Source organism: Gilliamella sp. B2889 (assembly GCF_026536885.1).
Lineage (GTDB): Bacteria > Pseudomonadota > Gammaproteobacteria > Enterobacterales > Orbaceae > Gilliamella > Gilliamella apicola_E.
Genome location: NZ_JAFNNF010000006.1, coordinates 72,579 through 88,636 on the forward strand (window position 1 = coordinate 72,579; position 16,058 = coordinate 88,636).

At 34.1% G+C, this 16,058-nt stretch carries 15 protein-coding genes; 9 read left to right on the plus strand and 6 right to left on the minus strand.

Going from position 1 to position 16,058, the window contains the following annotated elements; translation table 11 throughout:
- Positions 1-63: 63 nt before the first annotated feature.
- The 5 genes from J3U09_RS09670 to rne form a co-directional block, all read right to left on the minus strand.
- On the minus strand, positions 64-876 hold the full coding sequence (locus J3U09_RS09670; RefSeq protein WP_267358046.1) for an ATP-binding cassette domain-containing protein: 813 nt from the start codon (positions 874-876) through the stop codon (positions 64-66).
- Between the two features lie 15 nt (positions 877-891).
- Positions 892-1,881, minus strand: coding sequence for a putrescine export ABC transporter ATP-binding protein SapD (sapD, locus tag J3U09_RS09675; protein WP_065561781.1), 990 nt, complete (start codon positions 1,879-1,881; stop codon positions 892-894).
- Between the two features lie 2 nt (positions 1,882-1,883).
- The gene (locus J3U09_RS09680) at positions 1,884-2,744 is read right to left on the minus strand and encodes an ABC transporter permease subunit (RefSeq protein WP_065735240.1); all 861 of its coding nucleotides are present in this window, start codon (positions 2,742-2,744) and stop codon (positions 1,884-1,886) included.
- On the minus strand, positions 2,737-3,666 hold the full coding sequence (locus tag J3U09_RS09685; RefSeq protein ID WP_267358048.1) for an ABC transporter permease subunit: 930 nt from the start codon (positions 3,664-3,666) through the stop codon (positions 2,737-2,739). The genes J3U09_RS09680 and J3U09_RS09685 overlap by 8 nt, the downstream gene beginning before the upstream one ends.
- 62 nt (positions 3,667-3,728) lie before the next feature.
- Complete coding sequence (gene rne, locus J3U09_RS09690; protein ID WP_267358050.1) at positions 3,729-6,365, minus strand: ribonuclease E; 2,637 nt, start codon at positions 6,363-6,365, stop codon at positions 3,729-3,731.
- A 700-nt stretch (positions 6,366-7,065) separates the two neighbouring features.
- Here rne and syd point away from each other — a divergent pair.
- From syd to J3U09_RS09725, 7 genes are all read left to right on the plus strand, one after another.
- Complete coding sequence (gene syd / locus J3U09_RS09695) at positions 7,066-7,617, plus strand: SecY-interacting protein (RefSeq protein ID WP_267354037.1); 552 nt, start codon at positions 7,066-7,068, stop codon at positions 7,615-7,617.
- 128 nt (positions 7,618-7,745) lie between these two features.
- Entirely contained in the window at positions 7,746-8,921 is a 1,176-nt protein-coding gene (locus J3U09_RS09700) for an aromatic amino acid transaminase (RefSeq protein WP_267354039.1), read from the plus strand.
- A gap of 374 nt (positions 8,922-9,295) precedes the next feature.
- Complete coding sequence (purB, locus tag J3U09_RS09705; RefSeq protein ID WP_065561775.1) at positions 9,296-10,657, plus strand: adenylosuccinate lyase; 1,362 nt, start codon at positions 9,296-9,298, stop codon at positions 10,655-10,657.
- Complete coding sequence (locus tag J3U09_RS09710) at positions 10,654-11,175, plus strand: GNAT family N-acetyltransferase (protein WP_267354042.1); 522 nt, start codon at positions 10,654-10,656, stop codon at positions 11,173-11,175. The genes purB and J3U09_RS09710 overlap by 4 nt, the downstream gene beginning before the upstream one ends.
- Entirely contained in the window at positions 11,175-11,951 is a 777-nt protein-coding gene (locus J3U09_RS09715; RefSeq protein ID WP_267358052.1) for an amino acid ABC transporter substrate-binding protein, read from the plus strand. Before J3U09_RS09710 ends, J3U09_RS09715 begins: the two co-directional genes overlap by 1 nt.
- Complete coding sequence (locus J3U09_RS09720) at positions 11,948-12,619, plus strand: amino acid ABC transporter permease (protein ID WP_267358053.1); 672 nt, start codon at positions 11,948-11,950, stop codon at positions 12,617-12,619. Before J3U09_RS09715 ends, J3U09_RS09720 begins: the two co-directional genes overlap by 4 nt.
- A gap of 10 nt (positions 12,620-12,629) precedes the next feature.
- Complete coding sequence (locus J3U09_RS09725) at positions 12,630-13,382, plus strand: amino acid ABC transporter ATP-binding protein (RefSeq protein ID WP_267358067.1); 753 nt, start codon at positions 12,630-12,632, stop codon at positions 13,380-13,382.
- Positions 13,383-13,421: 39 nt separating this feature from the next.
- Here J3U09_RS09725 and J3U09_RS09730 read toward each other — a convergent pair whose 3' ends face one another.
- Positions 13,422-14,780 (minus strand): MmgE/PrpD family protein, encoded by a 1,359-nt coding sequence (locus J3U09_RS09730; protein WP_267358055.1) that lies wholly within the window; start codon positions 14,778-14,780, stop codon positions 13,422-13,424.
- 186 nt (positions 14,781-14,966) lie between these two features.
- On the opposite strand from J3U09_RS09730, the gene folK reads away from it, so the two are divergent.
- Together folK and dksA are read left to right on the plus strand one after the other, a co-directional pair.
- Positions 14,967-15,452, plus strand: coding sequence for a 2-amino-4-hydroxy-6-hydroxymethyldihydropteridine diphosphokinase (folK, locus tag J3U09_RS09735; RefSeq protein WP_065561770.1), 486 nt, complete (start codon positions 14,967-14,969; stop codon positions 15,450-15,452).
- Between the two features lie 135 nt (positions 15,453-15,587).
- Positions 15,588-16,043: an RNA polymerase-binding protein DksA gene (dksA, locus tag J3U09_RS09740; RefSeq protein WP_065561769.1), complete on the plus strand. Its 456-nt coding sequence runs from the start codon at positions 15,588-15,590 to the stop codon at positions 16,041-16,043.
- Positions 16,044-16,058: the final 15 nt, after the last annotated feature.

Below are 16,058 nucleotides of genomic sequence, written 5' to 3' on the forward strand. Positions count from 1 at the left end.
TAGCAGATTATATGAATTAACAAATAAGTGTGATTATAGTTATATAAATAGTAAAAATAGAATTTAAATGATTCGAGTATCGGTCCGCCAAGTATCTGCGGTTAAAGCCTCACCAAAATAACTATTAATCAGTTTTTGTGTGATTTCGCTTAATGGCGAAGCTAAGACTTCAGCAGTATTACCATATTCAACTAAATCACCATTATGCATAACTAAAATTTGGTCACTGATATGTTTCATCATACCAATATCTTGTGTTACATAGACATAAGAAATATTCTGTTCTTCTTGTAAAGACAACATCAAATTAACAATCTGTGAACGCATTGAAATATCTAACGCAGCTAAAGCTTCATCGAGAATAATAACTTTGGGTCTCAGAATTAAGGCCCTAGCCAATGCGACGCGTTGTTTTTGCCCCGCTGCCATCACTGATGGATAATAAGAAGCATGTTCAGGCAGTAAGCCTACTTGTTTTAAAACATCACTAATCAATTTTTCACGTTCAAGAGCGCTATAATTGCTATTGCGTTTAAGTGGAATTTCAAGTAATTGACCAATACGAAGTCTTGGGTCAAAAGAGCTTTCAACATGTTGAAATATCATTCTAATAAGTTGTGACCGATGGACAAAATCACCATATTCAACTTTATTACCGTCGATCCAAATATCCCCACTATCTGGTTTCATCATACCCACCAGCATTTTGGCTAGTGTCGATTTTCCTGAACCATTTTGCCCTATAATGGCGAGTGTTTTACCTTCGTTGAGCGAGAACGATAATGGTTTAACGGCATCAATTTGTAAATGACCAAAGAGTCCTTTAGGAATTTTAAATCGTTTTGATAAATTTCGGACTTTTAATATTGGGTTCATTAACTATTCCTGTATTTACTCATCAGTATTTAATGGGAAATGACAAGCCACAGAATGGTCTTTTATAAGAATAAGTTCTGGTGCTTGAATACATTTTTTTTGAGCATAAGGACAACGTGGCCCTAATCGACAACCAATAGGTAAATGCTCCAATGATGGGATAACCCCTGGTAACGTGTTCAATGGACTTTTATGTGGCATGGCTTTACCAAAATCAGGTATAGCATAAATCAATGCCTGAGTATAAGGATGATAAGGCGATTTTATTAAATCTTCACTATCCGCAACCTCAACGGTTTGTCCACAATAAAGGACATTGATGCGATCTGTCCAGCGAGTAACCATTTGTAAATCATGACTAATAAGTAAAATAGTCGTCCCCATATTCTGATTCATACTCGCTAATAACCTGAAGATTTGCGCTTCAGTTGTTGCTTCCATAGCATTAGTTGGTTCATCTGCAATAAGTAACTTAGGTTGGTTTGCTAATGCAATTGCAATCATCACTTTTTGACATTCACCTTCCGTTAATTCAAAAGGATATGATTTAAGGATTTCTTTATGATCTTTAATTCCAACGCGATGTAATAATTCAACAGCTCGATGTTTACGCCAAAATAGACGCTGCCACCAATGTCCTTTAAAGGTTCTTCGTGGGATAGCCTCGATTAACTGTTGCCCTATTTTCATTGAGGGATCCAAGCAAGACTGCGGTTCTTGGAAAATCATCGAAATATGGTCACTGATGACTTTTCGACGTTGTTTGGGTGTTAATTTAAGTAAATCGATATCATTAAAATGAAAACGATCAGCAGATATTTTCCAATTATGATTTGTCACACCCAATATAGCTTTAGCAATAAGGCTTTTACCAGAACCAGATTCGCCAACTAGACCTCGAATTTCGCCTTCAGACAGCTTCAAATTCACACGATCAATTGCGCGTAAAAGGCCATCTGGAGTAATAAACTCAATAGTTAAATTACGAATGTCTAATAATGCCATAATTAATGTCCTACTCGCTGGCCAAATAATCCAAAATTGAATAAATAAACCAAAGTAATTGTAGTAGACACAGCAATACCCGGAGCTAAAAAAGCAAGCAAATTAACATCCATCATATCTTTCATCTTAAACATCATCATGCCTAAATCTGGCCGAGAAAAATCATTAGCAAAACCCAAAAAGGTAATTGTTGTTATCGCTAAAATAACTGAACCAAATAATGAAACAATTTCAGCCAAATAAACGGGTAAAATATTAGGGATAATATAATGATTTAAGATAGAAAATGAGGATAATCCATCGAGTCGATACGCAGTAATATAGGTTTTATTCCATTCCTTAATAACACGTTGATGGATATTATAAATGAAGCGCGGTGAATAGGATAAACCAATCACAATTAAAATATTGGTAATATCATCTTCCAATAACAAGCTAATAACAATTACACCAAGTAATGGCGGAACGACCATAAAAAATCTAAAAATAAATAAAATAAAAGGCCTAATAAATGAAACAAAAAACATTAAATAGTTAATCACTCCACCGATTATGATGACATAAAAAACCGCTTTTAAAGTCATTGAAATGGTTGACCGATAACCAATTAATAAGTAATCAAAAATATCTTGCCCTTGATCAGTTGTTCCTAATATGTGATTAATATCTCCATTAGGCCACCAAGCAGGAGGCAATGAAGTTGCATAGATAGGGTTCAAGTGAGCATGGAAAAGCCATTTGGTTGATAAGGCAATAAAAGCAATTGCTAAAACCCCATAAAAACTTATGATCAGGTATAAATTGCTATGAAGTCTTTGGAAACATGAATTTATTCGCTTACCTAACAAAATTATCCTAGACATAATGTTCCTTATGACGTAATGGATAAATAGCGATAGCTGTTATCTCACCTAATAAAGTCAATAAACTAATTACTGTTCCACACGCAAGAATTGCTATCGCAATAATAAAATAATTATGGTTACGATAAGCCATCATCACCCATTGGCCTAAACCAACTCGATTGAATAAAATTTCAATAACCATAGTTAAAAATAATAAAGTCGTGGTGTTATATGTCAATTGTGGAATTGTTGCCGGAATTGAATTTGGTAATAAATGTCGACGTAACACTTTAAACGGTGAACGTTCCCGGATAATTGCCATTTTAATATAATTTTGTCTTGAAGTATTTTTGACATTTTCACTAACTAGTTGAATGGTCATAATACTTGGTTGAATAGCTAAAATAATTGTTGGCAAAAGTAAATAGTGAAGCTGATCTAACAATGCAGTGAATTTATCTGGCCTTGATGAAATTAAAATATCTAGCAAAGAACTACCGGTTACTGATGGTGCGATATCAAAGTTCATTGAAATCGGCATTGTCGAGGAAAGATAAAACATTACAATTGTTGCGAGCATAACAATCGGGCAAGAATAAAAGATTAAACAGCCTAAACGAATGGTAGTATTCAACCAATTTATATTACTTAAACCTAGAAATATACCCAAAGGTAATCCAATAAGTAAAGCTACAAGCAATGCTAAAATACAAAGTTCAAACGTTGTTAATAAGGTATCTAAAAACGGTAAAGTTTCACCTGATGCTAACCTAAATTGACCTTGTAGTAATTGTTTAAAAAAAGCATTATAGGCATCAACAAAAGTTAAATCACTAAAAATAGATTGAGGATCAAAATAGACCAGACAGGAGCTGATCTGAGCAAGTACGCAGATAATAAATGAAAACGTCACAATTTTTTTTAAAATATAGATAATCATTGTTTATCTTTATTATGAGCAAAAACAACAGTGATATCCATCACTGTTGTTTTAGTTATCTGCTATTCAGGTATGACCGGTTTACTTGCTGCGGCATAAGCATGATCTTGAGCACTTAATCCACCAGCATTACCTTTACCGTCATAACGATAATCCAACTCTTCTCGTGTTTTTATTCCACTATCAGATTCCACATAGTCCGGAGCTGGAGCCTTAGTCATTATTGATGATGAATAACCCGCTGCATGATCTGCTGTAGATTCTGTTGTTACCTGAGTTGTAGGTGATTTCTCAATATTTGCTTGAGTTGTGATATTTGATTGAGATTCACTAGCAACTACGTTTTTAGCGATGTCTACATCATCTTTAATTACGATTGGTAATAAAAGTGAAGGGATCACTGGAACAGCATTAGACGATTCATCATGGCTAACTTGACTATAATCAACCGATACACGGCCTAATGCAAGCTCTAATGACGCAGCAGCAAATTGCAATGGCATTGCAGACTGTTTTAATTCGCTATTTTTACCGCGTCGTTTAGTCCGTGGTGTATTCATACGCAAATGACGAGATGTTCTTCGTTGACGCTTCGGTTGTGAATCGTTAGTTACAGCATTATCGCCTGTTTCAGGAACAATAACTGGCAATAATAAAGTAGGGATACACACTTTTTCAGCTTGAGCAGGTACATCACTATTTTTAACACGAACACTCTTCGTTAATGCACGCTGTTGACGTCTTGGTTTCGCTTCTTTTTGCTTAGGTGGTTGTGCCGCCTCATTAACGACTTTATCAGCTTTTATATTATTCGCAGCATTAGATGAATTATTATTTTGTTTTGTACGACGATTAGAGCGTGTAGTCTCTTTAACTTCATCAGTTGCAACATTATTATTTGCAGCTGAATTGTTACGATTATTACGCTGACGTCTATTATTTGAGCGTTGATTATCTCGTTTTTTATTTGATTGAGGCTTAACTTCTGGTTTAGGTTCTACCTTTTCGGAAACAAATAACTGACGAATTTTCTTAAATAAACCACCAAATAAGCCACTAGATTTTTCAACTTTTTTCGGTTCACTTTTCGCTTTAGATGCTTTACTCGCTTCTACTTTAGGACCTGATAATACAGCTTGCTCTACCACTAATTCAGCGACTTGATCTTCTTCTTCCTCTTCAAGCTCACGGATTAGTTTAGGTAAATTGTAGCTTAATACATCTGTCTCTTCACCACTACGTTTACGAATCACTTTATAAAGTGGTGTTTCCATTTCTTCATCACCAGCAATGACGATTTTAACATCCGGATGCATTCTTTCGATATTATTAATCGCACGACGCTTTTCGTTAAGCAAATAGCTAGCAATTGGTACTGGCACAATCACATCAATTTGAACCGTATTATCTTTCATCGCCTCTTCTTGAATTAAGCGAAGAATTGAAAGTGATAATGAATTATTATCACGAACTGTACCTGTTCCTTGACAACGAGGACATATATGATGAGTTGCTTCACGTAGAGATGGGCTTAAACGTTGACGAGACATTTCAAGCAAACCAAAACGGGAAATACGAGTGGTTTGGATTCTTGCTCGATCGGTTTTCATCGCTTCTTTTAAGCGATTTTCCACTTCACGTTGATTACGAATTGGCGTCATATCAATAAAGTCGATGACAATCAAGCCACCTAAATCACGTAATCGCAATTGGCGAGCAATCTCTTCTGCCGCTTCAAGATTAGTATTAAATGCAGTCTCTTCAATATCGCTACCACGAATAGATTTAGCTGAGTTAATATCGATCGCAGTTAATGCTTCAGTTGCATCAATAACAATTGAACCACCAGATGGTAAGCGAACTTCCCGTTGGAATGCCGATTCAATCTGACCTTCGATTTGAAAATGATTAAATAATGGTACATCACCTTCATAAAGTTTAAGACGACTAACATACTCAACACGACCTAAATCAGCTAATCGTTTTTTTGCAATTTCCAGTACTTTAGGATTATCAATAAGAATATCACCCACATCATCACGTAAATAATCACGAAATGCTCGAGTAATAATGTCACTTTCTTTATGAATTAAGCTTGGTGCTGGATGATTTTTTGACTCATTTTGAATCGCTGTCCAATAATTAACTAACGCATTTAAATCCTGTTGTAACTCTTCTTGGCTTTTACCCACACCCGCTGTTCTAGCTATTACACCCATGCCCTTTGGTTTTTCTAGCGCATCGATAACTCTTTTTAGATCTGCACGCTCTTCTCCCTCAATACGGCGCGAAACCCCACCTGCTCTTGGGTCATTTGGCATTAATACTAAATAGCTACCGGCTAAACTGATATAAGTCGTTAAAGCAGCACCTTTTTTACCACGAATCTCTTTTTCAATTTGGATAAGGACTTCTTGGCCTTCTTGCAGATGTTTAATACTACGCCGACCAGAAATATTTGAAGGGAAATAGCTTTCTGCGATCTCTTTTAATGGTAAAAAACCATCTCGCTCACCACCATATGAAACAAAAGCGGCTTCTAAACTAGGGTTGATTTTAGTGATTTTGCCTTTATATATATTGGCTTTTTTTTGTTCGTGACCAAGGCTTTCGATATCTAAATCATACAAGCGTTGGCCATCAACAAGGGCAACTCGCAGCTCTTCTTGCTGGGTTGCATTGATTAGCATTCTTTTCATTATTCTACACTCTTCATTAATCTAAATTAACTGTAGGTAGAATCTTATTATTAATAAATGCTTATTTTAACAATGATAAACAATAGTACTTAACTTAATATTTTGTATACAGTATTTCATTATTTTATTTATGTTATTTTTGTTATTATTTTATGTGAAATCCGTATATACAACATCAATACATTTTTAGAGGTAATATTACATTCAAAACACTTATATACTTTTTGAACACCACTAAACATACAATTATTGATATTATTTCAATGATGAGTTTGCAAATTTCTACAATTTAACAAACCACTAAATCTTTATATGATTGTTTAAAATAAACATATTAATTAATTATAATAATTCTACTTACGCTATTTTATTTTGACAAACTGTAATGTCTAACGCCATTGCTGCATTACAAGGATAAATTATCCTTGTCTATTATTCACGTTTCAGCAGAGGATAGCAAGTAAATTAAAGTGATTATTTTATAAACAATTAAGTATTAATTTTAAACGCTCAATAAAATAGGCTAAAAGTATAATAAAATGCAGCATTAGTCGCTAGTTTTCTAAATTTGATTTTGTCTAAATTTTCTACATCATTACTGATAGTTTTATGACCTATTTTAGTAATTTACAAACCTAACATTAACACAGGTGCATATCCCAATTTTATCCGTATAATATAATTTAGATTTGCTTACAAAATGAACGAATATTTATCTATGGAATTACCTGAAAAAATTGCCTTAATTGATTTTACCCATCGTTGGATTGCTCAATTTGATGGTGCACCCAAAAGTGAAGAGTTACATTCATTACCTTCTCCTTGTATTACAAAAACCGAAAATCTTATTGTTTATTGGCAGCCTTATTTACTTATTCCACCAAGAAATTTAACCATCGTTGAACAAGTAATTAATATAAAAATACATCAAAGCACTCATATTTATTATGGCACACAATATGCGGCTAATATGGCTGCAAAGTTTGCCGATATTGATGTAATTTTACTTCAACCATGGAGTGATGACGACTTCTCTAATTTAGAGCAGAATTTAATTGCGCATTTATCACAGCAAAAAAAATTAAAACGCCATCCGACTCTTTTTATTGGCTCAACTAATAAGGACACTGAAATTATTGCAATAAATAATTTAACTGCTGAAATTGTTAAAGAAAATTTAATAACAGGACAATTAATCACATTGGCACCTGATTTAAAATCATTTCTTGAAAAACTTAAAATTGAAAGTTAACAATTTGTATTTGAAAACACCAATAGTGGTAAAATTATTGCTTCGAAGCCTGATTGTTAACGAAATTGTAACTTGCCAAACAATGTGTATATAATGCATTGAAGCTCAAAAAAAGAAATAGGTATATTATGTTTGAATATTTATTAGCAGCGCCTGCAGATCCCATTTTAGGTTTAGCGGATCTTTATAACAAGGACGAACGCACTAACAAAATCAATTTAAGTGTTGGTGTTTATAAAGACGAGACGACCAAAACACCTATTTTAGAAAGTGTAAAAAAAGCTGAGCATCTGATTTTAAATGATGAAATCACAAAAAGTTATTTACCAATTGATGGTCTTAACTCATTTAATGATGCTACCCAAATTCTACTATTTGGTACTGAAAATCAACGAGCTAGAACAGCTCAAGCACCTGGAGGCACTGGTGCATTACGAATTATGGCTGATTTTTTATCTCGACGTACAAAAGTAAAACGAGTATGGATAAGTAATCCATCTTGGCCTAATCATCGTAGCGTATTTCAAACCGCAGGCTTAGAAGTTCGTGAATATCGTTACTACAATCCATTAACGCGAGACCTAGATTTTGATGGTTTAATGACTGATTTAAGTCAAGTTGTCGCTGGTGATGCGGTACTATTTCATGGCTGCTGCCACAACCCAACTGGTATCGATCCAACGCCTGAACAATGGCAAGCTATTTCGGAATTAGCGTTAAAAAACGGTTGGTTACCACTATTCGACTTAGCTTATCAAGGATTTGGACAAGGAATAGAAGAAGATGTATATGGACTTAGACTATTTGCCAATAACCAACCAGAACTCCTAATTGCTAGTTCTTACTCAAAAAACTTTGGACTTTATAATGAACGTGTTGGGGCATTTACTTTAATTGCTGCTGATAGCGAAATTGCCGATCGAGCATTTAGTCAAGTAAAAACTATTATTAGAGCCAATTACTCTAATCCACCAGCACATGGCGCAAAAATTGTCTCTTATATTTTAAATAATGATGAGCTAAAAGAAGAGTGGATTGACGAATTAACCAGTATGCGACAACGCATTCATCGTATGCGACAGTTATTTGTAAAAACACTACAAGATAAAAGTGCTAACCAAGACTTCAGCTTTATTGCTAAACAAAATGGTATGTTCTCATTTAGTGGTTTAAGTGAAGAACAGGTAATAAAATTGCGTGATGAGTATGGTATCTATATGGTTAATTCAGGTCGCATCAATGTTGCGGGAATGACTATCGATAATATGTCTAGACTTTGTGAATCAATTGTCGAAGTATTATAAACCTCAAGTTTAATAAAATATTTCTAGTAATAGTCGAATACATTAGCAATTAATTTAAATTTTAATCACCAATGTATTCGATATATTAACAATAAGAATTTTTTTATAAGCTCTATCTAAATTATGTTTTGTCCTGAATTGATATCCCCATCAACCATTTGAATATTATTAAATAATTTATATTATCAATCTAAAAAAGCCTCTCCTCAAAATTTTTTGCTAAATAACACTCTTTTTAAACTCGATAAAGAGTCGTGTCATTCATTCCATTATTCCTTTTAGTTATATATTTAGGAAAACTAGCTATTAGACGTTAAATCAATAATTAATAATAATTGCTATCAATTTATTTAATTTTCATTGAGGACGGTTTTGTGGCATCACATATTTTAGATTTTTTAATTTTAGGCAATAATTTTGGCACTAGCGAAATGCGCCAAATATGGTCTGAACAAAATCGCTTAGAAAAGCAAGTAAAAGTAGAAGTAGCTTTAGCAAAAGCTCAAGGTGAATTAGGTGTAATTCCTGCTGACGTTGCTGATGCAATTATTGCCAAAGCTGATGCATCAAAATTATCACTTGAACAACTTGCTCAAGAAGCAGCCAAAGCGAAACATTCACTGATGTCAACAATCAACGCATTACAAAAACAAGTAGGTGATGCTGGTCAATACATTCATTATGGAGCAACCACCCAAGATATTGTCGATACCGCAACTGTTCTCCAGATACAACAGTCATTTGATATAATTGAACGGGATACCAAATTAATTGCGCATCAATTAAAACGGTTGGCTAAACAATATCAATATTTACCCATGGTAGGTCGCACCCATGGTATGCAAGCATTACCGACAACATTTGGTTTTAAATTAGCGGTTTGGTTAGACGAGTTTGTTCGTCATTTACAACGTTTATCTGAAATAAAACAAAGAGTTTTAGTCGGTAATATTAGCGGAGCTATTTGCACTTATGCATCAATGGGTGAATTAGGTCCACAAGTGGAAAATCGTGCATTAACTTCACTTGGACTAAATACACCCAATATTGGTTGGCAATCTGCACGAGATCGTTTTTCTGAATACGCATCAGTTATTGCTCTTATTAGCGGTTCGCTTGGCAAAATTGGTAACGAATTTTACAACCTTATGCGAACGGAAATTAATGAAGTGGAAGAGCCATTTTCTGATGGTAAAATTGGTTCGACTACCATGCCTCATAAGCGTAATCCAGCCGCCTTAGAAGGTTTAGCGAGTCTTACCGCGCCTTTATTAAAAAGTGTGGCACTTATTCATGAATCAATGAAAGTTGAACATGAACGTGATGCCATGAGCTGGCGGGCAGAATGGATTGCCCTGCCAGAAATTAATCTTTATATTTCAGCACAACTTCAAACCGCTTTAGCTGTTTTAAAAGGATTAAAAGTCAATGCTGATCAAATGTTAGCTAATTTAAAAAAACAAAATGGCTTACTGTTATCAGAAAAAATAATGTTCGAAATTGGCAAGCGATTAGGAAAACAAACTGCTCACCATTTAATTTATGAAAATGCTATGCAAGCATTTGAACAAAACCGACCATTTAAATCCCTCCTATTGGATGATCCACGTTTAAGTGAACAATTTACCGAGTCTGAACTTGATAATTGGTTAAATCCAATTAATTATCTGGGTTCTGCACCACAAAAAGTCGACCAAGTAATCAAATATGCGGAACAAAGCGGAGTTTTATTATGAATTTTCGCTTAATCAGCTGTTCCGATATTCCAGCATATCAACAATTATTGCACCGAGCATATCAAGCTACGTCACAGTTAGGCATTCATTTTGCAGCAGCTACTGTCGAACCTGAAGAAATAATTCATCATATTGATTCGAATGCAGTTTATATAATAGAAAAGGACAATAAATTAATATCAACCTTAAGCATACGTTTTCCATGGGGAAATAACCCAGGACCTTATGGATTACCACATTTAGGCTGGTTTGCAACAGATCCAATTTATAAAGGACAAGGCTATGGTAATGCTTTATGGGATTGGGTTGAAAAAGAAGTTTTAATTAACCAACTTAAGGTTCCCGCCGTAACTTTAGGTACAGCAGCCAATCATCCATGGCTAGCCAATATATATCGCAAAAGAGGATATCAACAAATAGGGCAAGTAAATTTAACCAGTGATCACACTACCCTTTATTTTAAAAAAATATTAAATCACAAAAACTATTCCGAATGGAAAAAGAGGAGTCATCAATAATGAAAAAAATAATAACATGGTTTTCTGCTATTTTATTAATTACCCTGAGTGGTTGTGATAATCAATCAAACAATCAGGCGGCGGAACAAAACATTATAAAAGTAGGCTCAACCGGTCAAAGTTACCCGAATGGTTATAAACAAGATGGAAAGTTAGTTGGATTTGATGTCGAAGTCACAGAAGCAATTGCCAATGAGTTAGGTTTTAAAGTTGAATGGGTAATTGCTGAATTTGGTGGATTAATGGGCCAATTTGACTCAGGTCGTTTAGATACGGTAGCAAATGCGGTGGCAGTTACACCAACTCGTCAAGCTAAATATGATTTTTCTCAGCCGTATAGTTTTTATGGTAGTCAAATTGTTACACACAAAGATAATAACAATATTAATCAGCTAACTGATTTTAATGGTAAAACTATTGCAGGGGTACTTGGTTCAAACCATATTAATAATCTTAAAAAAGCATTTCCTAATAACGAAATTACGATCAAAACCTATGAAACTCGAGATGGTGCAATGCATGATACAGAATTTCAAAGAGTCGATGGTTATGTCAATTCAAAACCAATTTTATTGGCAGAAATTAAACGAAAAAATCTACCATTCAAATTAGTGGGCGAACCAATTACTATTGAACAAGTTGCCTTCCCATTTAGTAAGGATGAAAAAGGTAAAGCTTTACAAGAAAAATTTAACCAAGCCATCGAAAAATTACGTGTTAATGGAACATTGAAAAATCTTTCAATTAAATATTTTGGTGAAGATATTACCTCATGAATTTTAATATAAACTATTTCTTTAGTGTATTCCCGCAGATATTACCTTATCTGCCAGTTACACTTTTTATTGCCATTACATCATTTGTGTTTGCCACTATATTAGGGCTTGCTATTGCTTTGATTAGAAACAATAAAATTATTGTAATTGATTCTTTTTTGGCGCTGTTTATTTCTTTATTTCGTGGAATTCCATCTGTCGTTTTACTGTTTATTATTTACTATGGCCTACCACAAATATTTCCAATTATGAAACAAGTAGGCGCAACCACGGCGGCTATTATCTGTTTTAGTTTAAAATATTCAGCTTATTTAGCCGAGATATTTCGTGCTGGCTTAACTTCGGTTGATCTTGGACAAAAAGAAGCAGGATTAACCTCAGGATTAAGTACAATTCAGGTTTATCGAGGAATTATATTACCTCAAGCGATAATTAATGCTTTACCGAATGCGGGGAATATGTTTATTTCACTACTCAAAGACTCTTCTGTAGCATTTTTTGTCGGGGTACAAGAATTATTAGCAGCAGGAAAAATGTTAACTGCTAATTCTTTTCTCTATTTTGAAACTTACTTAGCCGTCGGTATTGTTTACTGGCTAACTGTTGTCGCCTATTCATGGTTACAAAAGCAGTTAGAACGTAAACTAACTAAACCATATCATCGTTAAGGAGAGCATGATGATTAGTGTATCTCATTTATCAAAACGATTTGGAAATAATGAAGTTTTAAAAGAAATAAATCTTAATATCAAAGAAGGTGAAGTAGTTGCCATTATTGGACCATCCGGATCGGGAAAATCAACCTTATTGCGTTGTCTTAATTTACTTGAAAAACCTAATACAGGAACGATTCGTATTGATAAAGTAATACTCAATAGTGAACATTACAACCATAAGCAAGAGACCAATTTACGCAAACAATCAGCAATGGTTTTTCAACACTACAATTTATTTAGAAATAAAACAGCTTTAGAAAACATTACTTATCCATTAATTGTTGCACAGAAAATGAAGAAAAGTGAGGCACAACAGTACGGAATATCATTGTTAGAGCGAGTTGGAATGTTAGCTTATGCTGATCAATATCCTGTAACATTATCGGGAGGGCAACAACAACGTGTTGCAATTGCTAGGGCATTAGCTGTAAGACCAAAAGTATTATTATTTGATGAACCAACTTCTGCGTTAGATCCTGAGAGAGTTCATGAAGTTTTACAAGTGATGCTGAAACTAGCCAAAGAAAAGATAACTATGCTAATCGTAACCCATGAAATGGAGTTTGCAAAGTACGTGGCCGACCGCATCATCTTTATGGCTAATGGTATTATTGTTGAGGAAGGGCCAGCAAAATCATTAATTGATAACCCACAACACGAGTTAACTCAACGCTTTTTACGGCAAATCAATGATGATATTGATTTTGAAATTTAAGCTTATATTTATAAAATAATTAACTGTTTATAGTAGATATCAAAGCATTTTCCAATGCGATATGAGTAATTGTTTAATATCCATACCATTGGCTAGAGCATAGATATCAGACAATAATTGTTGTGCTTTAATTTCATTTTGCAATGCTCCAAATAACTTAGCGGCCAATTCTTGTTGGCTATAAGGATTTTTAGGTGATCCTTTAGGAATATCCAGTCGTTGGCTAATTTTTTGTCCATCATTTAATACTATTTCAATAACGACATAGCGCTTATTATATGCATCAGGATGAGGGGTTAATTGTATATCATAACTACGCTGCATTTTTTGGATTAATTGTAGGATATTGTCAGCTATTGGCTTTGAAGCAAATTGTTCAAAATCGATAGGTATACCGAGTAAAATCAATGCCAAAATATATTCTGCTGAAAAACGTCCTTGCTCAGCTAATAATGGCTTTTTATAGATCAGTGCTGCATCACTATTAATTGGTGCAAAGAAAAGAGTAATATAATCAATATTATCTACATTAAACTTAGGATGCTTATAAATTAACTTACCCGCATCAGCAATATATGAAGCGGCAGAACAATATGAATAAGTCTTAAACCATAACCCTGGTTCAACAATTTTCCATGGTTTAGCCCAGACAGTTAAATCTAAATTATCATTGCCTTGTCCATATATTGATAAAAAACCAAGGTTATCATCAAGAAAATCCTTATCTGCTGAAATCCCAGCTCTTAACCATTCAACCGATTGTATAGCATGTTGTGCAGCCAATCCCGCATGCAAAAATTTTATTGGTGTCCCCATCATTAATCGCAGACCTGACGCTTGCGTCGCAGCTAAAGTTAATGCTTGAGCAAGAAATGGTTCATCATATAAATAACAAATAGCAGCTGTTGCGGCAATACCACCTAAAGTGATTGTTGTATGCCAACCTTTTTCATAATGTTCAGGATTGACACATCGTCCCAATAAGGCCATAACTTCAATACCTATTACATAGGCAGTTAAAAAACGACGACCATCTAAACTCGTTAATGAATCATCTAAGCGGATACTAGCAAATAAGGCTGATAAGATAACCGCTGATGGATGACCACGTACATCAATATGTACATCATCATAATCTAAACAATGTGCTTGAAAACCATTAAATAATGCTGCTTGCCGGCTAGTTGCTAACGTTTTTTGACCAATTAGCCAAGCTCGATTGTTGCCACCTTCATCATTTATCCAGGCCAGTAATTGCTGAGCATTAGTTTCATTAGATGCCTGTAAGCTACTCGCAAAATAATCAATAACACCATTAATTGCACATTCAAGGACTGATTGTTGCTCAATAATTGGCGTATTTTTTATTAACAAACTCAATTGTTGACCTAAATGCATTATAAACTCTCATACAAATCTCAATAAATATTGAGCAAATAGTGGATACTAAATATACGTTTAAAAGATTATATCGCTATATCTTAATAACTAGAAATAATCATTATTTAGCAATCTAGCTTGATAACACTTTATATGTGCTAAAATATCTCTATGCTTAAACATCACGAAAAAATACATCCAATTATGTCAATATGTTATATTGCCTTAGGCAGTAATCTTAACGATCCATTAGCTCAAGCTAATCAAGCTATTGCAGCCCTAAAACAATTACCCAATACCGTAGTTACTGACATTTCACCATTTTATCGCAGTAAACCGCTCGGTCCACAAGATCAAAATGATTACCTCAATGCAGTTATAAAGTTAACCACCTCACTTAAACCTATAGCTTTATTAGATGAACTACAAGCAATAGAAAAATCACAAGGTCGGGTACGCAAAGATAATCGATGGGGAGCAAGGACATTAGACTTAGATATATTATTATATGATGACTTAATAATAGACAACGATAGACTAACAATTCCTCATTATCATATGAAAAATAGAGAATTTGTACTCTATCCTTTATTTGATATTTCACCAGAACTTATCTTACCTGATAACGATAAGCTGTTTGATTTAATTAAAAAATGTCCTTTGAATAATTTAAAAAAATGGGATGAATAATTAATCTTATTAATAACATATAGTTGTAATATTCTGCACTTTTAGCACAAAAAAAATAGTAAAAAAAATTTGCCAAAGGCTAATTTATTGCTATAGTTTAGCGCTTGAAAATAATGTGTATTTAAGGGGATTGCTGTGAAAAAGGAACAAAAAGTAAATACATCTTCTCTTAGTCTGCTATCAATTGCTGGGCTTGAGCCTTATAAAGAGGCGAAAGGTGAGGAGTATATGAATCCTAAGCAATTGAAACATTTTAAACTAATCTTAGAAGCGTGGCTTTCACAATTACAAGGTGAAATGGGTAAAACTGTCTCTCATATGCAAGATGAGGCTGCTAATTTCCCAGATCCAGCCGACCGCGCAACTCAAGAAGAAGAGTTCAGTTTAGAACTAAGAGCGCGTGATAGAGAACGCAAACTTATCAAAAAAATTGAAAAAACATTAAAGAAAATTGAAACCGATGATTTTGGCTATTGTGAATCATGTGGTGTTGAAATTGGTATCCGTCGTTTAGAAGCAAGACCTACCGCTGATTTATGTATCGATTGTAAAACATTAGCTGAACTTCGTGAAAAACAAATGGGTATGTGATTCTCATTTAACTAT